The 21,412-nt window shown below is 49.9% G+C and carries 16 protein-coding genes; 9 read left to right on the plus strand and 7 right to left on the minus strand.

The window, feature by feature from the left end; genetic code table 11:
- Positions 1-51 precede the first annotated feature (51 nt).
- The 4 genes from gyrA to P8J86_03865 all read left to right on the plus strand — a co-directional run bounded on the left by gyrA (position 52) and on the right by P8J86_03865 (position 4,656).
- Positions 52-2,691, plus strand: coding sequence for a DNA gyrase subunit A (gene gyrA, locus P8J86_03850; GenBank protein MDG2053820.1), 2,640 nt, complete (start codon positions 52-54; stop codon positions 2,689-2,691).
- A gap of 85 nt (positions 2,692-2,776) precedes the next feature.
- Positions 2,777-3,118, plus strand: coding sequence for an STAS domain-containing protein (locus P8J86_03855; protein ID MDG2053821.1), 342 nt, complete (start codon positions 2,777-2,779; stop codon positions 3,116-3,118).
- Between the two features lie 33 nt (positions 3,119-3,151).
- Entirely contained in the window at positions 3,152-3,586 is a 435-nt protein-coding gene (locus tag P8J86_03860; protein ID MDG2053822.1) for a biopolymer transporter ExbD, read from the plus strand.
- On the plus strand, positions 3,583-4,656 hold the full coding sequence (locus P8J86_03865; GenBank protein ID MDG2053823.1) for a hypothetical protein: 1,074 nt from the start codon (positions 3,583-3,585) through the stop codon (positions 4,654-4,656). Before P8J86_03860 ends, P8J86_03865 begins: the two co-directional genes overlap by 4 nt.
- Here the strand turns inward: P8J86_03865 and surE are convergent.
- The gene (surE, locus tag P8J86_03870) at positions 4,653-5,456 is read right to left on the minus strand and encodes a 5'/3'-nucleotidase SurE (GenBank protein MDG2053824.1); all 804 of its coding nucleotides are present in this window, start codon (positions 5,454-5,456) and stop codon (positions 4,653-4,655) included. The genes P8J86_03865 and surE overlap by 4 nt on opposite strands.
- A 40-nt stretch (positions 5,457-5,496) precedes the next feature.
- Positions 5,497-6,705 carry a glycosyltransferase family 2 protein gene (locus tag P8J86_03875; protein MDG2053825.1) on the minus strand — a complete coding sequence of 403 codons (1,209 nt, stop codon included), beginning with the start codon at positions 6,703-6,705 and terminating at the stop codon, positions 5,497-5,499.
- 87 nt (positions 6,706-6,792) lie between these two features.
- On the opposite strand from P8J86_03875, the gene P8J86_03880 reads away from it, so the two are divergent.
- The 3 genes from P8J86_03880 (at position 6,793) to P8J86_03890 (ending at position 10,243) form a co-directional block, all read left to right on the plus strand.
- The gene (locus tag P8J86_03880; protein MDG2053826.1) at positions 6,793-7,533 is read left to right on the plus strand and encodes an NAD(P)H-hydrate epimerase; all 741 of its coding nucleotides are present in this window, start codon (positions 6,793-6,795) and stop codon (positions 7,531-7,533) included.
- A 102-nt stretch (positions 7,534-7,635) separates the two neighbouring features.
- The gene (locus tag P8J86_03885) at positions 7,636-9,528 is read left to right on the plus strand and encodes an ABC transporter permease (protein ID MDG2053827.1); all 1,893 of its coding nucleotides are present in this window, start codon (positions 7,636-7,638) and stop codon (positions 9,526-9,528) included.
- The gene (locus P8J86_03890) at positions 9,521-10,243 is read left to right on the plus strand and encodes an ABC transporter ATP-binding protein (GenBank protein MDG2053828.1); all 723 of its coding nucleotides are present in this window, start codon (positions 9,521-9,523) and stop codon (positions 10,241-10,243) included. Before P8J86_03885 ends, P8J86_03890 begins: the two co-directional genes overlap by 8 nt.
- On the opposite strand, the gene P8J86_03895 is transcribed toward P8J86_03890, so the two are convergent.
- Entirely contained in the window at positions 10,233-11,723 is a 1,491-nt protein-coding gene (locus P8J86_03895) for a hypothetical protein (protein MDG2053829.1), read from the minus strand. The genes P8J86_03890 and P8J86_03895 overlap by 11 nt on opposite strands.
- 159 nt (positions 11,724-11,882) lie before the next feature.
- Here P8J86_03895 and P8J86_03900 point away from each other — a divergent pair, with 159 nt between their 5' ends.
- Entirely contained in the window at positions 11,883-14,426 is a 2,544-nt protein-coding gene (locus tag P8J86_03900; GenBank protein ID MDG2053830.1) for an ATP-dependent Clp protease ATP-binding subunit, read from the plus strand.
- A 32-nt stretch (positions 14,427-14,458) separates the two neighbouring features.
- Here P8J86_03900 and P8J86_03905 read toward each other — a convergent pair whose 3' ends face one another.
- The 3 genes from P8J86_03905 to shc form a co-directional block, all read right to left on the minus strand.
- Positions 14,459-15,058, minus strand: a complete 600-nt coding sequence (locus P8J86_03905; GenBank protein ID MDG2053831.1) for a hypothetical protein — start codon at positions 15,056-15,058, stop codon at positions 14,459-14,461.
- Positions 15,059-15,069: 11 nt separating this feature from the next.
- On the minus strand, positions 15,070-16,212 hold the full coding sequence (locus P8J86_03910) for a hypothetical protein (protein ID MDG2053832.1): 1,143 nt from the start codon (positions 16,210-16,212) through the stop codon (positions 15,070-15,072).
- A 155-nt stretch (positions 16,213-16,367) separates the two neighbouring features.
- Positions 16,368-18,404, minus strand: a complete 2,037-nt coding sequence (shc, locus tag P8J86_03915; protein ID MDG2053833.1) for a squalene--hopene cyclase — start codon at positions 18,402-18,404, stop codon at positions 16,368-16,370.
- A 166-nt stretch (positions 18,405-18,570) separates the two neighbouring features.
- On the opposite strand from shc, the gene P8J86_03920 reads away from it, so the two are divergent.
- On the plus strand, positions 18,571-19,785 hold the full coding sequence (locus P8J86_03920) for an FIST N-terminal domain-containing protein (GenBank protein ID MDG2053834.1): 1,215 nt from the start codon (positions 18,571-18,573) through the stop codon (positions 19,783-19,785).
- A 35-nt stretch (positions 19,786-19,820) separates the two neighbouring features.
- Here the strand turns inward: P8J86_03920 and P8J86_03925 are convergent, their stop codons facing one another.
- Entirely contained in the window at positions 19,821-21,158 is a 1,338-nt protein-coding gene (locus P8J86_03925) for an aminotransferase class III-fold pyridoxal phosphate-dependent enzyme (protein MDG2053835.1), read from the minus strand.
- Positions 21,159-21,412: the final 254 nt, after the last annotated feature.

The following is a 21,412-nucleotide window of genomic DNA, read 5'->3' on the forward strand; positions in this document are numbered from 1 at the left end:
ATGGCTTATTTGACCTCGCCGATCGATCTGCGCAGGACCCCGTGACTACTTATGGCTAAGACACCAAAACCAGACAACTCGAACGATCAGCAACCATCAAATAACGGTGGTCGTATGATTGACCAGCGTATCGATCGAGAGCTTCACGAAAGCTATCTCACCTACGCAATGAGCACGATCATGGACCGGGCACTTCCAGATGTCCGTGACGGTCTCAAGCCATCACAGCGACGCATTTTGATCGCCATGGCTGATCTCAACTTATCACCTGGGCGCAAACACAGAAAGTGTGCCAAGATTGCTGGTGATACTTCTGGAAACTATCACCCACACGGCGAAGGCGTCATCTATCCAACACTGGTCAACATGGCTCAGGACTGGAAGATGCGTTACCCACTCATCGATAAACAAGGCAACTTTGGATCGATTGATGGTGATCCGCCTGCAGCAATGCGGTATACAGAGGCTCGACTTCGATCAACTGCTGTTGAGTTACTAGACGATTTAAAATTCGATACCGTCGACTTCAAAGCAAACTATGACGAGACCAGAGAAGAGCCAACAGTATTACCTGGCCGCTTCCCCAACCTTCTCGTCAATGGATCAAGTGGAATTGCTGTTGGTATGGCTTGCTCAATGCCACCGCACAATCTCAACGAGATCTGCGATGGCATTGTCGCACTGATTGATAACCCAGATCTAGAACTTGCCGACTTGATCAGTATCATTCCCGGCCCAGACTTCCCAACTGGCGGTGTCATCGTTGGACGTCGAGGCATTCGCGAATCTTACGCAGATGGTCGCGGGCGACTGATACTCCGTGGACGAGTGCACTATGAGCAAAATGGCTCACGAGAGAGCATCATCATCGATGAGATTCCATACCAGGTCGTCCAAGGCAATCTCATTGAGAAGATGGTGGACGCCGCGAAATCTGGGCGAATTCCAGATATCGCAGACATCAAAAACTTCTCCGGTAAGAAACACAGAACACGGATTGTCGTTTACCTCAAGAGAGGTGCTGATCCAGATGTTGTGCTCAAGCAGATCTATCAATACACACCACTGCAAAGCACTATTTCAGTTATCAACATTGCATTGTCAAACCATCGGCCGTGCACTCTTAACCTGAAACAACTTCTTCGTAGCTTCCTCGACCACCGTCGTGTTGTTCTTCGTCGTAAGACGGCGTTCCAGCTTCGGGAAGCCAAAAAGCAGGCGCACCGCCTTGAAGGCTTGATTTATGCCGTCTGTGATATCGATGAAGTCATCGCGTTAATACGGAGCAGTAAGACTCGTGATGAAGCAATTCAAAAGCTCATGGAACGGGCATTCCGAATTCCAACCAAGCACGCTTATGCCAATCTGATTGATGAGCGATTGATTGAACGGTCACAAACAGAAGATGGCGTTCATCTCACACGTGTACAGGCAGAGGCCATTGGTGCTTTCCGTCTCATTCAACTTGTTGGCCTTGAGATTGAGAAGCTGACCGCTGAATACCGATCGCTGCTGGATGAAATTGAGCGACTCGAAGAACTCCTTGCTGACGAACAACTGATTCTTAACATCATCCGACAAGATTGTGAAGAGCTCAAAGCGAAGTTCGGTGACGAACGGAAGACTGGCTTTGAGGAAGCAGAAGCAGAAGAATTTGAGATCGGCGATCTCATTCCAGAGCACACTGTTGTTGTAACAATCTCTCATCAGGGTTATGTCAAACGACTGCCAATGGACACCTACCGCGAACAACATCGTGGTGGCCGAGGTATCAAAGGCTCGGATTCTCGTGATGGTGACTTCATTGAACACTTGTTCACTTCATCGTCGCATGATGATCTGGCCTGCTTCACGAATACCGGGCGACTGTTCAAAATTAAGGTCTTCCAGATTCCTGAAATGTCACGCACCTCCAAGGGGCGACCTATTGTTAATCTCCTGAAACTTAAGCCTGACGAGAAGGTCGTTGCTTTCTTGCCAATTGAGGCGGCTTCTCTAAAGGACACAACAGATTTCCTTCTCTTTGCAACAGCTCAGGGCCGCGTTAAACGGACCGCACTCAAGGCCTATCGCAATGTCCACCGTGCCGGCATTATCGCCATCAAGCTCAATGCTGGTGATCGACTCATTGGTGTCGAACAAACCTCTGGGAGCGATGACGTGTTACTCGCAACACGAACAGGCATGTCCATTCGTTTCACTGAGACCGATGCGCGAGAGATGGGACGAGATGCTGCTGGTGTCAAAGGCATTTCCCTAAGCCCTGAAGATGAAGTTGTGGGACTCATTCGCGTTGAACCAGATGCAGATCTTTTGACCGTAACTATTAATGGATACGGAAAACGCACTGATCTCGAAGAATACCTTGTGCAATCCGAGGATGGCACCTCTCACGCCCAAAATCGTGGCGGCAAAGGTCGTCGCGACATTCAAAATACCTCACGTAATGGAAACGTTGTTGCTGTTCGATGTGTGCGATCAAGCGATGGCCTGATGTTTGTGAGTGAAGGTGGAATGATTGTTCGGATCGGCGCATCAACTATTCGCCAGATCGGGCGTAATACACAGGGTGTACGCGTCGTCAATCTGAAACCAGAAGACCGACTTATCGCTGCAGCCCGCCTCGCTGAGGATGAAGATGCGGCGTCGAGCGAAAACATGCTTGAAGGATCAGGTACAGAATCCACTTAAGAACGATTTCTATTCAGATACAACTGCCATTTAGCATCAACTTGATTGCATTCACGTTCTCAAGTTGAAACAAGGGAACTCTCAAATGCCCATCAACGACTGGTCCGACAGCATTGCAATCGCCGAGCTTTCGGACGAGCCCAACTTTTCCGAAGACATGGATTCACTGATGCGGCGCATTCAAGACAAAGGTGATGAGTCACCTGATGTCATCTTGAATATGGTTGGTGTGACCCATCTGAACTCTTCGAATCTAGCATCGATTTTAAAGCTGCGAAAAATGCTCATGGCCGCAAATCGTCGCCTTCGGATTTGCTCCATTAATGACCATGTTTGGTCCATCATGTTAATCACAGGTCTTGATCAGCTCTTTGAATTCACAGAAGACATAAGCACTTCACTTGCATCGCTGCAACTCGATCTTTAACAGATTGGCCGGGTTGCTCATTCGGGAGATCCCATGCGAACGATCAGAAGATCGGACTATGACACTCGCATCGAGATCATGCCATTGATCGATGTCATTTTTCTCCTACTTACCTTCTTCATCTACGCATTTGTCCTCATGGTGCGTGTCGATCTTCTACCCGTACCACTGGAAACGTATCTCTCTGGCGATCCTGCTGATCCGGTTCCTGCAGCAACCATCACGCTCGGACTTGATGGGGCATTGAGTTTCAACGATCAAAAAGTTGAGGCTGATCAGATTATTGATCGCATCAACAGTGCCAAACAAGAAGAACCAAACACACGTTTTTATCTTGTGATGGCTGCAGGTGAAGGTGATGTAGATCGGGGTCCAGTTCTCACTGGACTCTGGGATCGCTTACGTGAGGCCGGTGTCGAGATTAACCTCGTAGGCACACCTGTCGTTCCACAGAAAAATAGCCAATGATGGACCAACCCCCGCAACTTGTACCACCCAAATCGGGTCGACTCTTTGGCGGCTTTGGCGCAGCCCTGATCTTCTCAATCGCTTTTCATTTTTTTATACTCATTCCAGTTGTACTTTTAATCCTGTCACCGCAAACATCCGCGCGTGAAGTCGCTGATGACTTAACCGAAGTTCCTGATCAGCGAGAGCCACCTCCACCACTTGGTGGTGAAGAAGGCTCGCCATCATCGCTTGTTTGGATTGGATACGACACTTATCAAGAACACCTTGCTGAGTTAGCGGAGGTTGAGCAAGCAGCATTTACGCCTTCCCCCATGGGCGCGCCCAATGCAACACCAAATACTGTCAATCCTTCAACGCCAGGTGAAGAAAACACGGGCGAAGATCAACAAACCACCCCTGCTATTCAAGAGCCAGTGACAGCGACTGCGCAAGGTAATCCTGACAAACAAGACAATCCAGAGAAGGCACAACAATCAGAAGGGCTTATTAAGGCGCCAATCAGTGAGCAAGGCGCCCAGAAAATACCAATGACCCCAATACTCGGGCCAGGGCCATTGATCTTAATGTCGTTGCCAGAGGCGACAAACGCTGATGCTTCCGAAACTCAAGAACCCACACCAAATCAAGAACCACAGAAACCAGAAACGGCCGCACCAGGTCAAGCTGAAACACCAACATCCAAGGAGGCTGAACCAGGAACGCCTGCTGATCGAGAATCAGATGCAACATCAACTATTAAGGTGCCTATCAATAAATGGAAACTCGGCCGACCACTCCAAGCTGAGGGGTATGAAATTCTCACTTCTAAACCTCAATTAACGCCTTTGCAACAAGTCAGTGGCACACTTGGAATGCGAAAATTCCCCGTGGTAGAGATTGTCTTCCTCAATACTGGTCGGCCCGATGATGTCAGAGTGATTCAGAGTTCTGGTAATAGCCGAGCCGATGAAATTCTTCGGCAAAGTGTTTTTAAATGGCGAGCACAGGGCAAAGCGATCGAAGAGCGTGCGAAGGATGATCCATTAATTGTTCGGATTCAGATTACTTTTACGCGTCGGCGCCGCTAACTTGTTGATGGCTGTGCCTGCAGTCTTTCTCGCCAGGTTTCCATTCGCTGGTGATCAGTCATGCTATAGGTCAATGGCGTCACAGTAATACAGCCTTCAAAAATTGCTTCTACATCGGATCCTGTTGCGGTGTGTGCGAAATCCATGCCGCTACCAGTCGCCCAGTAGTAGTGTTCGCCCATCGGTGTTTCCCGCCGCTCATAATGATCGACGCCCGCGGCAGTGTTCATCGCTACCACCTTGATTTCGGGCATTGGCATATTTTTGGTTTCAGTACGGGGAATATTGATGTTGATGACACTATGAGGATCGATGCCATGCTCGAGCACACGATCGATAGCGGTCCTCGCAAAAGATGCTGCACGTTCATAACACGTCTTTTTAGGATCACCAATGTGCAGACTCACAGCGATTGCAGGGACTCCTAAGAACGCCGACTCTACTGCAGCCGCAACTGTGCCTGAGTAGATAATGTTAATCCCGACGTTTGCACCAGTATTCATCCCACTAATAGTCAAATCTGGGCGTGTGTCTTGACCAAACTGCTCCGGCCACAACGCTTGGAACGCAACCTTGACACAATCGGCAGGGCGCCCTTCGACAGCGATCCCAGTCATTTCCTCATTGACCCTCACCTCTCGTGTGAGAAGAGGTGAATCATAAGTAACACCGTGGCTGGTGGCGGACTGAACAGTCGCTGGAGCCACTGGTACAAGTTCACCAATACCATTCAGCGCAGAAAAAAGTGAATAAATTCCTGGCGCTGAAATACCATCATCGTTCGTTAGGAGAATGCGCATAGCAGATCCTAGCACGCCTAAAGGTCACACGGGGAACTTTCTATCGAGGATCTAAGATGTACTCGCGACCAGCCCACCGAATAGGTTGCCGTGCTAACAAATCTCTGGCGCCTTGCCGCAGTATGCGCGTCACAATCCATGCACCATACGGATACAGCCAGATATATCGCCGCGAGACGCAACCAGCTCGATAGATCATCATCATTGCAGTCAACTGTATGACGGTGCAGGCCAGGATCATCGCCAAGCCAATAATCCCTGCCGTCTGATCGCCTAACAAGAGTGCCGTAATTCCCAATACCAGCAATACCAAGCAGATTGCTGGCAGCACCAAGCCAAGAGCAGCAACACGCACAGCCTGTTTGCGAAGTCTTGAAGGGCGACGATGGCAAGCCTCAATAAATATACGCTTCCACCCTTCTCGAAAGTTTTCTAGTGATGAGTACATCGAGCAGATCAACATCCCATCTGCAAGTAACAATAAACCTCGCCCACCTCTCACATAAACCCGCTCAGCAAAAGCAAGATCTTCCAATAGTGCGTCTTTAACACTGACATGCCCTTGAATGCTCTCGTAGAATTTTCGATCAAAGAGCAAAAACTGGCCGTTTGCAAAAACGCGACCATTCCTCTGGTCATTAACACGATCGAGGGGAAAAAGTTTCAGGAGCGTCATGGAAGCGACTGGTTGTGCGCTTCTCTCAAAATCATGATGTGTCGTCAGCGTGCTTAGAAGGCTCAAAAGTGACGCATCTCGTTCCTTTGCCATTAAGACTGAAGCTCGAATGAGATGTGGGTCAAAGTTTGTATCTGCGTCCGTAAACAGAATCCACTCACCAGTTGCATGCTGAGATCCTTGGTGGGCTGCATGGCATTTACCGGCCCAATCAGATGGACAAGATTGAATCTCGACTAATTTGATCCGATCGTCTTCAGCGGCATGCTTTTTGAGTATTTCTGCCGTCCTATCCGTACAACGATCCAGCGCAAAAATGATCTCAAGATCTTCATACTTCTGACTGCGAATTGACAGAGCGCACGCATCGACGACTCGTTCTTCGTTATGTGCTGGTATGACCACACTCACTTTGGGTAAACCTTCTGGCGGTATCGGTAAATCTAACCCACGCCGGACCGAAGGACGATCACCGAGCGCGCGGAGCATCCGAAATAGGACAAACGCCCAATATGAGCTTGCAACTGCAACACAAGCGAACGAAATCCACAGCAAAATAAGCAGCGTGCTCATCAATACTCCTTGATCAGTAATCAGAAGTGTACCTCCCCAGAACCAAGAACACCCGCAGGGCGCCTCATAAGTCGAGTGATTGATAATATGCCGTCCATGAAATCCTCTGATTTTCCATCTATCCGGATTGCTGGTTTAAACGGCCAATTAAGCTGTACAACGTCGGAGCTTCCAATCCTTGACCGCAAAGCATCAAATCATGCCGATCAGATTGCGATTCAGCACTTTGGCATTCATGGTTCGGTGCTTATGGAAAATGCAGCACGCCATGTTGCCCAAGTGGCATTTGGCTTCGTTGTGCAGCAATCAGACCCATATGTTGTCGTTTTCTGCGGAAGCGGAAATAACGGCGGGGATGGATACGCCGCAGCACGCCATCTACACGAAGAAGGCGTGCGAGTTGATGTATTCCAAACGTCCCTCCCGCGTTCTGGTTCAGATGCAGCCCGCAATCACCATACGTGCCAAGCGATGGGCATACCAGTGCGGCCGATCACTGAATATGACAGCGCTACGAGTTGTGATCTGATCATCGATGCCCTCTTTGGCACGGGGCTGGACCGGGAAGTGACGGGCAATGTTCGCACAATCATTGATGCCATCAACAATTCAAAGTGCCCTGTCATTTCAGTGGATATTCCCTCAGGCATGGAATGTGATACTGGGCAGATACTTGGTGCTTGCGTCAAAGCCTCAAGTACCGTGACATTTGTCGCACTTAAGCCAGCCTTGATGGCACCCCAGGTCAGAGATCTGGTGGGCGAAATTATTATTGCTGACATAGGGGTCTCACGCAGCCTGATTGGCATCATTAACAGCCAAGGCTGATCGACAGTTGTTCCCCTCTATAAGGCTGGTTACTCTCTGCGATGAACGCTCTTACTCTCACTCACCGAAAATTGACCTACTCCGGTTCGATTGATCGCGCCCATGTACCAGGCCCTACTCACTAATCGCTACCTGACTTCTCGAGTCATTCCATTACTCGCGGTAGCCGCAGTTGCATTATGTGTGGCCTTAGTGATTGTTGTTGTATCGGTCATGACTGGATTCCTCGATATGGTCCGAGATTCTGGTCGCAAGCTCATGGGTGATGTCGTCATCAGTCACTCCATCCATGGAATTCCATATTACGAAGAGCTCATTGAGCAGCTTGTTCAGACCGATGATGTGGCTGCTGCGACCCCAGTCGTCGATAGCTGGGGTCTCATCAAGATGCCATATCCAAATGGTGACAGCAAAACAACGCGGACTGTACAAATCTGGGGTGTTGATCCTGATACTTTCGAGCAGGTCACTGATTTCTCAAAGTCAATTCAATGGAAGACAGTCGAGCCTGGAAGCCAAGCCTGGTACTACCTCCTTGAAGATCTTTTTGCTCAGCAATGGGAGTCGATTATTGCTTCACTTGATCTTGAGCAACGCGTGGCGCTGCTCTGCATATTGAAAGAAGATCCTCAGCTTCGTAATGCATCACCAGAAGAGATACACGCCATTGCTAGCAATCTCTCTCTGGATAACTGGCGGGTCATACTTCGAAGTGCTTCAAGGACACCCACGCTTGCCCAAGAGTGTCTTGGCTCTGAGTTATGGGAGTCAATACTTGCTCGCGATCCACGCCTTGTCAGTGCAGATGCCGTTGTCACAGATGGCCTCAGCCTGTCACGAGATGGTGGGGCCACCCCCGGCATTGTGATGGGTCTTCATGTATCAGAAGCCAATAACAGAACCGCTGATGGTACAACCCTACCCGCTGAAGATTGGTATTGGTGGATGCCTCGATTCGAAGTCACACTGACAACCATGCCCATTGACCAGTCCGGCGGCATTGTCACTGAACCGTCCAGCCGTATTCTTGCCGTTGCCAACGAGTTCCAGTCTGGTGTCTATCTCATTGACGACACACGCGTGCTCATACCGCTGGACATCGCCCAAGATCTACTCAATCTCAATCAAGCAACTATTGTTGATGAGTTCGATCCCGACATTGAAGTTGGTATTGATCCAGCGAAGACGACAATGATCTTGATTCGTGCCACTGATGGCGTAACACCAGAATCACTTAAGCAAAGAGCAAGTCTTATTTATGCGTCATTTTATAATGACATCGTTGCCAGGCCAAACACACTGGTGCCACCACCATCGCCAAATTCCCCAAGTTTGAACATCATGACTTGGGAAGAACAACAGGCAGGCTTCATTGGTCCTGTTGAAAATGAAAGACGGCTCATCCAGACACTATTCTCGATTGTCTATGTCGTATGCGCAGCGCTCGTATTGGCAATCTTCTGGGCAATTGTCTACGAAAAGACACGCGATATTGGAATCCTGCGAAGTGTTGGAGCCTCAAGAACTGGCATCATCTGGATCTTCCTTCGATACGGATTGGTTGTCGGCTCTGTTGGAGCTGTGGTTGGACTGGGGTTGGGATGGTTGATTGTCGCGAATATCAACAAGATACATGGCAGCCTAGAAGAACCACCGTTGATTCTTGCCTGGATATTTTTCGCATTAGCGGCCTGTAGTGTTGGATTCACAATCTACCTATCTTGGCGCGGCTCACTTCTTCCACTTGTGTTGGGCTTGATCATCACCATACTCCTCACAATTCTGGCCATTGGCGTACTCATCCTCGACAGCATGGGAGGCGTTGCTATCTGGGACCCCTCGATCTATTACTTCAGTGAAATTCCCAGCAAGCTGGATTGGTGGTCAGCTATTGGCACCATGATCGGCGCCGTGATATTCAGTTTGATAGGCGCCATTATTCCAGCAGCAAAAGCGGCTGATACAGACCCAGTCAAGGCATTGCGTTATGAGTAGCATTATTCAAGCTAAAGATCTGCATAAGACTTACCAACTGGGACGCGTAGAAGTTCCCGTCTTACGTGGTGTTTCGCTAGATGTAGAGGCTGGCGAATGGGTCGCCATTCTTGGCGCTTCGGGATCTGGCAAGAGTACGCTGCTTCATCTGTTGGGCGCACTTGATCATCCAGATTCAAACCAGAGCTCGATTACTTATCAGGGTAAAACACTAAGCTCGCTTCGTTCAAAAGCTCTTAACCGATACCGGAATAAGTCAGTTGGTTTTGTCTTTCAGTTTTACCATCTATTGCCAGAGCTCACCGTGTTGGAGAACACCATTCTACCTGGCATGGTGGGGCTCAATCATGTCTCTTACCTAAAAAATATTGGTGGCCTGCGACGCCGTGGAACTGATTTGCTGGATGCCTTTGGACTGAGCCATCGCCTTTCACATCGACCACGCGAGCTCTCTGGTGGAGAGCGACAGCGTGTGGCAATTGCAAGAGCGCTTATGAATGACGCTCCGATCCTCCTCGCTGATGAACCAACTGGAAATCTTGATCGTCAGACCGGTGAAGAAATACTCGAGCTCTTAAAAACACAACACAGAAATGGCTTGACCATTGTGATGGTGACGCACGATCTTATGATCGCCGAGCAAGCCGATCGAATTATCCGGCTTGAAGATGGCCTCGTCACTGAAGCGAGCCAAACAGCTGAAATCAGTCATTGACACGCCAGTATTGGGCGACCAAATTGGCAAGTTGATCTGGCGTCATATCCATAGTCTCGGACAGTGCCGTTGCCCATGGAACTCCAAATTTCATGGCTCTTATCCATTTCAGGGTTTGTTCAGGATAGATCCGAAGCATCGCTAGCATGGTCAAGTAACCAAGTGTGGGCCCAATGTTCTCAGAACCAGGCCATTGCTCACTTGTGTAGGTCATACTAAAAATATGACCCGGATTAGCGCCGGATCGAATCGCCCTGACACCTAAATCATGATCTGCAATTTCTATTGGTTCCTGACTGATATCAAGCATCACGAGAGCAGGCCCAACCCCCTCTTGAACCCATATCGGTAAACGGTCGGGTGAAATATGTCTATGCAAATAACCAAGTGTCAGCTGCTGCCTCAGTATCTCGTTGAATGCCTCTGCAGTTTTTGTCTTACTCACATGTAGGACTACGATTGGCTCTTTGTAGTGCGTAATCCCAATCACATCTGGACCTGTCATCTGACGAAAAGCATCGACCTCAAGAATTCGAAAGTCATCTTGTTTTTTAGAAACAATCACCCCAACTGGCCCATAGAAGTGATCACTTCCCTGTAAGTAGCCCTCCTGCGGAATGTACTTGTCCAGTCGTTGCAGGTGCTTCTTGAGTTCGGTCGAGATCAAGGCGAGCTCATGGTTATCAAGACCACCATGCGCCACTAAAAAATTGTCTTCGTCTTTATACTTCCATTTTTCTGGGCGCGGTTCTAATACTGATTCAACAAACTCCTGTACCTCTGCTCGCCGCTCAGCGCGCTGCTCTAATGGTTCTGGTGGCCAAATACCCTCGGGCCAAGGTCCAACCTCTGGAGAAGTGCGATGCACATCATGAGCCGACCGAGTCTTTTCGGCTTCGGTCTCAGTTGCAAGTTGTTGAGCGACTTCTCTTTTGATCACCGCGATTCGATCCCCCATGGCCGGATCTATTGCGATCGCTCGGCGAAAGGCTTGTCCTGAATGCTTTTGAGCAAAGAGGTCATCAGGCGCCTGAAGCAAGATATGACCAAGATCTAGCCAAGTTTGAGCCTGCTTGGGACCCATTAATCGAGGATAAAGCCGCCAGACATCCTTGGGATCAATGATCAGCCAGGAGATTTCGCCCCCCGGCCCCACCAGCCCATTCCTATCCCAGCCAGTCGCAGTGATAGTCATCTGCTGGACACCTTCGGGCTGGATGATCATGAAAGTCATCCGAGCGTTCTGCCCTGTGACCGCCTGCCCATCGACCGGGATTTCATCTCCTTGGGCAGCCGAATCTGGCTCTGGCGCCTCCTGAATGGCGTTTTCGACCCTCTCATCAGCATTTTCTGCCCCTAGAGTGGCTTGATCAGGCAGTATGAGAGCCGATTCCTGCTGCGACACCGATAGCGCAAAATTGGGTGCTAGGCAAGTACCAAGAACGCCTAGCAAAAGCATACGTATATAGGGGTGCGCCATTGTTCTGGTCCAGCTCCAAGGATTAGCTGATTTAGCGGACTGTTCGTGCCGAAGTACAATGGTACGACGGCTGGTCTCAGGAGACCATCTAGAAATATGAATCCAGGGCGAGGTCGGCCGCTCAGATGAGCACCCTCGTAAGAATCGGGAGATCAAGTAATGTTCGAACGCCTAACAGACCGAGCTCGCAAAGTGATGGCGCTAGCCAATCAAGAAGCCCAGCGTTTTAACCACGAATACATCGGTACCGAACATATCCTTCTTGGCCTTGTCAAAGAAGGGTCTGGTGTTGGTGCTAATGTTCTTAAGAACCTAGGTATTGATTTACGTAAAGTGCGCCTTGAGGTTGAGAAGCTCGTTAAGTCTGGACCTGACATGGTCACAATGGGCAAGTTGCCACAAACACCACGATCTAAAAAGGTCATCGAGTACGCAATTGAAGAAGCACGTAGCTTGAATCACAACTACGTTGGCACTGAGCACTTGTTGCTTGGACTGTTGCGGGAACATGATGGTGTTGCAGCACAAGTATTGATGAACTTAGGCCTCAAGCTCGAAGAGGTTCGCGAGGAAGTTCTTAATCTGCTTGGTGCTGGCGTGGATGCTGATGAATCTGACACAATGGAGGATGGCCCAACTGCTGAGTTAGGCGGCGCCCCCCCTGCAGCTCGTCGTGGAAAAAGTAAAACACCCGCGCTAGATAGCTTTGGACGAGATCTAACTGAGCTCGCAAAGAATTCTGAACTTGATCCAGTCATCGGACGCAGCGAGGAAATTGAACGCTTGGTACAGGTGCTTTGCCGTCGAACAAAGAACAACCCCGTTCTTCTTGGTGAAGCAGGCGTAGGCAAGACTGCGATTGTGGAAGGTTTAGCACAACAGATCATTGCTACCGATGTGCCTGACATCCTCCATGATCAACGTGTCGTCGTACTTGACCTGGCCATGATGGTTGCAGGCACTAAATATCGAGGCCAGTTTGAAGAACGCATCAAAGCGGTCATGAATGAGGTACGCCGTGCGAAGAATGTCATTCTTTTCATTGACGAATTACACACGCTGGTTGGCGCAGGTGGTGCCGAAGGTGCTATTGATGCGTCCAACGTATTGAAGCCCGCCCTCTCTCGTGGCGAAATTCAGTGTATTGGAGCCACGACATTTGACGAGTACCGCAAATACATCGAAAAAGACGCTGCACTCGAACGCAGGTTCCAGTCTATCCCTGTTGAGCCACCATCCCAAGAACAAACATTTGAGATCCTCAAAGGACTCCGTCAACGCTACGCTGACCATCACCGAGTGACTATCACTGATGATGCGTTGAGTGCGGCAGTCGAACTTTCGGGACGTTATATACCGGCCCGTGTACAACCAGATAAGTCTATTGATGTCATCGACGAGGCCGGTGCTCGCGTGCGTCTGAAATCAATGACCAAACCACCAAACCTTGCTGAACTTGAGGAGCGCATTGAAATGCTCGCCATCCAAAAGGATGAAGCGGTCAAGGGTGCCGACTATGAAAAGGCGGCTGATCTGCGCGATCAAGCAGAGAAACTCCGTGCTGAGAAAGAGCAACTTCAGAAGGATTGGCGTGAGCAAATGAGCGAAGTCGGCGGAGTAGTCGATGAAGAGGTCATCGCGGAAGTGGTCAGCAAGATGACAGGTGTACCGCTCACACGGCTTGAGGAAGCAGAATCTGAACGACTATTACAAATTGAAGATGAACTACACAAGACCGTTGTCAGTCAACATGAAGCTGTTAAGTCTGTATCCAAGGCCATTCGAAAAGCTCGCTCGGGCTTGAAGGATCCGAATCGGCCAATGGGCTCATTCATCTTCATCGGCCCTTCGGGTGTTGGTAAGACATTGCTTGCCAAAGCCCTCGCCGAGTTCATGTTCGGCAATCAGGATGCCTTGATCTACCTAGACATGTCTGAGTTCATGGAGAAGCACAATGTCTCCCGCCTTATTGGGGCGCCTCCCGGCTACGTCGGTTATGAGGAAGGTGGCCAGTTAACCGAGAAGATCCGTCGCCGGCCTTACGCTGTCGTACTGCTTGATGAAGTTGAGAAAGCACATCCCGATGTCTTCAATATGCTTCTACAGATCATGGAAGAAGGAAGATTGACTGATTCGTTCGGACGGCATGTTGACTTCAAAAATGTCGTACTCATCATGACATCAAATATCGGTGCTGACATCATCAAAGGTGGGCAGTCATTTGGCTTCGGCAAACGTGATGAAGTACGCAATTACGAGGACATCAAAACTGCTTTGATGGGCGAGGTCGAGAAGTTCTTCCGACCAGAGTTTCTCAACCGCCTTGACGACACTATTGTCTTCCGCCCGCTTGTGAAGGATGACCTCATTCACATCATTGATATTGAGCTAGAAAAGGTCCGTGAGCGACTTGCTGTAAAGGATATGGCTCTCGAGCTTGATCAGCCTGCGAAGGATTTCCTGATTGACAAGGGATTTAATCCTGACTTTGGCGCCCGCCCACTACGTCGAGCAATCAGTTCCTACATTGAAGACTCACTAGCCGAAGGCTTACTTGCCGGAGAATTTAAGGGCGGTGAGATCATTGTTGTGACTCATAAGGAAGGCAACGATCATCTCTACCTCACCAACAAGCCAAAGCCTGCCCAGTCAGAAGATCCAGAGGAATCTGCGGCAACAGAAACGACGGCTCCGTCAGCATAGATTCTCAGATCTCAATCATGGTCGTAGGTGACTTACTGAATTCGGATCAACATGAAGTTACCTTGCTCTTCTTGGACCATGTCGATCCTGGTATAGCGGTATTCTCCAGCAACAGATGGTCTTAGCTCGATGCGCAAGATTCCATTAGGTGCTTTTCTCATTCTCGCATCGTTGGTTCGGAGCCCTCGTTGTATACGGGTGAGCGTTCGGCCAAGATCAACCCGGCGCTCTTCCATAACCGCTGCAAAGACCTCAACACCTTGGTCTTTTTCTTTATAAAGATCCAGTGTTGACTGCGCAATGAGTTGATCCCATATCAACTGATATTCACGTGTTCGTAGACAATTCATAAGGTTATGAAGAAGGTCGACGGGCTTTGGGCTACTAAGCTCAACAGTGCCATCCTCATTTTGAGCTCGCAGGTGAGTCTTTGCCACACTTCCCTTAAAAGTTGGCCCCTTTCGGGCTTGATTTGGCGCCTCAGCAAAACGAAGAACCGTGCCATCTTCAAGATGGACATCCTCCCGAAGACCGGCGCCGAGTGACGTTTCAATTGATGACTGCGGCCGATACTCAACGCGATGAGGCGTACACGCCGTCAACAAGGTCAGTAGCCCAATTGTCTGAAACATACGAGCCATTATCATGGTGAGCCAATCGCATCCAATTCACCTGAGAAGTCCGCGATCCAAACTTGACTAGAACCATCATCGCCACGTTGACTCGTCCACATCAGGTGCTTCCCATCTGGGCTGAACACTGGTAATCCATCAAAACCTTCGGCATCGGTCACCCTTCTTCCGTTGGTGCCATAACGCAAGGTGCCATGGGAACCTGATTGGGTCCCTGGATCTGCATCAATAATAAAGACCTCATAATTGTGGTGACCGATGGCACTCGTGGCATAGACGAGATGTCGACCGTCTGGATGCCAATACGGCGCCCAATTAACAAAGGCGTTATTGGTGACCTGATGCTCTCGTTCGATGCCAACGACCTCACCCTGATCATTAAAGACGAGATCAGCCACAAATATTTGTAGATGGTTGTCTCCACGACGATCTGATCGATAACAGATACGTTTTCCATCTGGCGAAAAGAATGGACCACCGTCATAGCCATCGCTCTGCACGACTCGAGTGATGCGATCAGTATGAAGATCCTTGATGTATAGATCTCCCGCACCAGACTCCATTGAGCAAAACACCATGTGTCTTCCATCGGGGCTCAGTGCCCCCTCTGCAATGTACGCGTCTGGATTTTCAACAACGACCTCGGGTTCCCCTATTGCTGATCCTTCTGGCGTCACATCGCACCGGACAATGTTCATCTCAACAGGAAACTGCCAACGGTATCGGCCACGATCACGCTGATAACCGGGCGAATCTGGCGCACTTGGTGCCACCATGGTGGTCGCAAAGTAGATCCGTTTTGAATCGTTGGGATCAAACCAGCCGCAGGTACTTGCGCTACCAGGCGCGCTTATTTCTCTAATGTCTTTTAGTCCGGTGTACTTGCCCGCCTCATTTTGAGCAAGTGTCCCGATAAACATCGCATAATGAGGATTCGGTGCTTGGCCTTCTTCTGGGTGTTCTATTGCCTGAAAAATGATCTCTTCGCTATGGGGAGAAAAGTATGCTTCGCCAGCCTTAATGAAACGATTTGAAAGCGTTAGTTGCACTGGCTCGGTTAACATCTCACTACTTTTTGAAGCGGAGGGGTCTACTCCAGATTGTAGGGTTGTCGATGCAAACGCCTGTGGTACCACAAGAGAGAAGATTGTCATCAAACATACGGCCCCCCAAGGACGAGAACCGGTGCAGACTTGTCTGACTTTAAGTATTCGTAAGATCACGACAAAAAATCCCTTTCATGTTCTGCTAGTAACAATGAACACAACATCTTATCCGGGGAAACGCCAGAGGCGTCCAGGAGGTATGTTTAGGTCGTTTGCTGCAGCTTGGGGAGGACCTTGGCTGGCTTAGAATTCGTTCCCAAGTGCTCATGTGAGCTGATGTAACGAGCGAGCGCCATCAGAGGGAAGTACAGCCTGTAAAGGTGGTATCGCAAGTAAAATACACGCGGAAAACCCGTACCCGTGAACTCTGACTCATGCCAGGAACCAGCTGGATCACCATCTGGATTTGAGGCCTTATCGGCCGCCTGTGCCTCACTGAGCTGATGATCAACCAACCACTTAATGGCCTTCTTGACCGCGGGGTCACGGTGTCCATAAATCTCTAACAGCACCATGGTGGCCCAAGCTGTCTGCGACGCTGTTGATGGACCTTGGCCTTTTAGCTCCGGCTGTTCATAAGAATCGGCGCTTTCACCGAACGAACCATCCTCTTTCTGAATTGATCGCATCCATTGGCCTGCACGCTGCACCCATTGTTCATTTACATCAACCCCACAGCGCAACGGTCCAATGACAGCCTGCCATGTGCCATAAATATAATTAACACCCCATCGCCCAAACCAGCATCCGTCTGCGTGTTGATGTTGTTTGATATATGAAATAGCGCGCTGAACACACAAGTCTGCTTGCGTGAAGCCATGCCAAGATAAACACTCCAGTACACGACCTGTGATGTCAGCGCAGGATGGATCTTGCATGGCATTGTGATCTGCAAAGGGAACGTATTCAAGAATCTGCCGATGAACCGTCTTATCAAAGGCTGCCCAGCCACCATCGCTATTTTGCATCGCCAACGTCCACTGAACTCCACGCTCAGCAGCCGCAGTGTTGTGCTCACCACCAGCTCGCTGCAAAGCCATCGCTACCATCGCAGTATCATCGACATCGGGATACCAAGCGTTCTGGTATTCAAACGCCCAACCACCACAAGAAACCGGGCGGTCTAAGTTTTTCGCCCAGTCACCAATGTGATGAACTTGATGCTCCCGTAGCCATCTCGTGGCGTTGGCTACCACTGGGTCGTCCTCGCACCGCCCCGAATCTGTCAACGCATACAACGCGATACCGGTATCCCAAACTGGGCTAAAACAGGGCTGGATACGAATCTGCCCCTTATCATCAGTCAGAAAGAACTTGTCGAGCTCGCGCTCGGCCCGATTGATGACTGGATGTTTCCTTGAGTAACCCAACGCTGAAAGGGCGATCTGCAGATAGACCATGGGAGGAAATATAGCCCCCAAACCCTCAGTTGCAGCCTCGCCATCCTGACCAGCACGCGACAAGAGCCACTGCTCTGCTTTACGAATACAGCGATGACGCCATGGAGAGCCGCCAAGGCGATGTGTTCGCTTGAGAATACCGTCAACGACACGGAAAAAGCCCCGCCACGCACGTGGCACTTCACTGCGACCAGATAGTCGATGCCGCTCACGCTCGTCGATATACAGCTCATCGATACCACGCTCTTTCGGCAGTGACCGTTGAGGCCGAAGCGTCACCACAAGTGAAAGTGGAACGATCATTGTTCTGGTCCAGGCACTGACCTTATTGAGGTGAAAATAACACCAACGTGGCAAGAGCATAATTTCCGGCGGAATCGCTGGAATTGCATTCCATGAGACCTGCCCAAGACACGCCAAATAGAAGTTCGTAAAAGTATTACAACACTCCGCCCCACCACTATCAAGAATTACTTTTTTGGCCTTTGCCATATGTGCTGCGTCTGGATGATCTCCCATCAACTTCAGTGCAAAGTAGGCCTTCACAGTGGCGCTAATATCAACACCAGCCCCTGGATACTGACCCCAACTGCCATCTTCACGTTGCTGACTACGCAGATACGCTGCGATGTTCTTCAAAGTTGAAGCATCTGAACCATCAACAAGCGGCTCTGATTCCTGCCCCAGGATGAACTTCATCAACAGATATTCGCTCTCCAAAATAGAGTCGCCTTGCAACTCAGCGCACCAATGGCCGTCCTGATTTTGCAACTGCTGTAGAGCATCAACAGCGTGGTCCATAGCGACCTGAATATGTTGTAGATCCATCTCGTAAGACATGAACTAATGGAGCCCCTCCGGTACTAAAGTGTCCATTCTACACCGTCGGACAGGTGTGTCGATGATTGTTCTGTCACTTCTGAGTTCAATGCCAACAGAGACTGTTTTAAACTCAAGTTTGTCCTGAACTCCCCTCATGAGCTCAGACGGTGTAGGATTCAGAGTCATGTCATCAACTTCACCGACCCAACCTATTCTCGCCGCTGCGGCTGCCGTCAGTGGGCATCTCGACACCCGAACTTCCGCCACAGAGGTCGCCCATAAACTCCATGATGCGCTAGGAGGCAAGGTTGATCTCGTGATTTCTTTCGCCAGCTTTCACCATCGAGCTGCCCTGCAAGAAGGTGGTGAACTTCTGAGAACCACGCTCAATCCAGACGTCAACGTCGCGGTCACAACCGAAGGGGTTGTCGGCTGCGGTACCGAACTCGAGGGGCTCGCAGGCTGGAGCACACTTGCACTTCAACTCCCTGGCGTTGATCTTCAGCCCTGGCGTATCGAGCTTGATCAATCAATGCCTGAAGATCTGAACGAGGTCAGCGAGTTGATCGGCTATGGGCCGGATTACCGCTCTACGATTCTTCTTGCAGATCCGTTTACCACACAGGTACCAAAAATACTTGGCGCGATGAGTGCATGTGCTCCGTCAGGACGTCCAATGCCGGTGGTTGGTGGTCTCATCTCTGGTGCCAGTCAAGCAGGGCACAACGTCTTATTGCTCAATGACCAATTGACTAACACCGGAGCTGTGGGCATCTCACTCTCTGGTGATATCGAAGTCGATTGCCTGGTCAGCCACGGCGCACGGCCTATTGGTGAGCCACTGGTGATCACAAAGGCCAATCAAAATATGATCCTAGAGCTTGGAGGCAAGAAGGCCACGGAGGTACTCCAGAGACTTCCTCAATCCATCGCGCCTTCAGATCATGAGCTTCTGAAAAATGGCGTGCTGATAGGAATTGCTATTAGTGAGTACAAAGAACATTTAGGCCGTGGCGATTTCATGGTCCGTAATGTACTTGGTGTGCAAAATGAAACAGGCGCTGTCGTCATTGGCGAAGTTCCTCGTGTTGGTCAAACCGTACAGTTCATGGTGCGCGATTCAAACACTGCCACAGAAGACCTTCAGCTACTACTGGATAGTCAGGTCTTAAAGTCAGACCCACTTGCCGCTTTATTGTTCACTTGCAACGGCCGTGGCAGACGCTTGTTCGAGGAGGAAAACCACGACATTTCCATCATCGATGAGCGACTCGGCAAACGACCAGTCACTGGATTTTTTGCCAGCGGTGAGATCGGCCCCGTCGCGGGGCGACCATTCCTTCATGGTCATGCTGCAACGCTGGCTATTCTCCGCCCACTGCAAGATGAGCCTGAGTAAATAGAGCCGCCACTCATGACACGAGCGGCAAGTGTTTAAGTCAGCACATGATCTCGAGCACATATTGCGACGCGCTCAAGAAGCTGATCTACCTCTGGACAAGTCATCGTCATTGGCAACCTAAATCTCAGGGATCGCGGACCACAGGTCAGACCTATCAATTTCTGACCGAACAATGAATTGCCTACTGCATCACGCTGCGCACCTGTTTCAAATGTGAAGGCATGCAATGAACCTATGCCACGAACATTTGTGAATGCGCCTGTCTCTTGTGCAATCGCTCGAAGACCACTCTTTACATATTCACCAGTCTCAGTCACCTGAGCCATGAGATTATCCTCATGGATAATCTCCATGAAGCGACGTGACCGGACCATATCCACAAGGCTTCCGCCCCATGTCGAGTTAATGCGGCTGGAGATTTGGAAGACATTGTCTTCGACTTCATCAATTCGCGGACCGGCCATAAAGCCACACACCTGAGCCTTCTTTCCGAAAGCGAGGAGATCTGGTGCTACACCATGGTGCTCCCAAATCCAAGGTTTTCCGGAACCGAAGAAGCCCGTTTGTACTTCGTCATAGATGAGAAGCGCCTCTTCATTCTGAGCATAGTCTCGGAGCTTCTGTAAAAATTCCGGGCGGAAGTGATTGTCGCCACCCTCGCCCTGCATGGGCTCAATGATAATTGCGGCAATACGATTCTTAAACTTCGATCCATTCGCAAATACAGCATCGATCTGCTCATAAGTAATGGCTTCTTCTGCTTCCACATCGTTGGCAATACCACCCTTTTCATCGAAGATGATTTTTGGGTTATGAACGCGTGGCCAATCAAACTTAGGAAACAGCCCCACTTTATCAGGCAGCGTGTTTGTCAAACTCATCGTGTAACCAGAGCGGCCATGGAATGCCTGCTTAAAGTGCAGAACACCCAGGTCATTAACATCGTCTTCGAAGTCTACGCGGCCGAGTTTACGAGCCTTCCAATCAAAGGCTGCCTTCAGCGCATTCTCAACAGCCAGTGATCCACCTGAAACCCAGAAATGATGACGGAAGCCATCTGGTGTGGCGTGCTGCCCAAAGGTCTCAACAAAACGGGTCATCTCTAGACTATAAAGATCAGAATTGGATAAATTCGCCTTCGCTGCTCGTACGAGTTCATCAAGGTAATCTGGGTCAGAGAATTTAGGATGGTTATACCCAAGAGGCCATGAAGCAAAACAGGTAAAGGCGTCTAGGTACTCCTGATTTGAGCAAGCGTCGTAGATCCACGAGCCGTGGGATCGCTCGAGATCAATGACCATCGGCATTCCATCGACCAGTTGGTGCTTACTAAGGATTTCAAGAGCATTGCTTGCTTCAATATGAGTCATGTTCATGTCCTTCGAGACTGGAAATTAATAGGCCCTTCAGTGTAGGGACTCGACGCGGGCAATCCATTTGTATTATCCCGAAACCACCCGATCAGCGGTGTCGCGGGTCTCTGAGAGTAGCGTCGTAGAGTATCAAGGCAACCCCGGGAAGGCCGAGCCGCCGTCTAAAACCGACCCGATCGCTTGAATCTGGGTTTAGGCCAAATAAAGAGCTAATTTCAATGTGCCCTGATAATCTGGCTGGGCTTCATACA

Source organism: Phycisphaerales bacterium, from assembly GCA_029268515.1.
In the GTDB taxonomy this organism is placed as follows: Bacteria; Planctomycetota; Phycisphaerae; order Phycisphaerales; family SM1A02; genus JAQWNP01.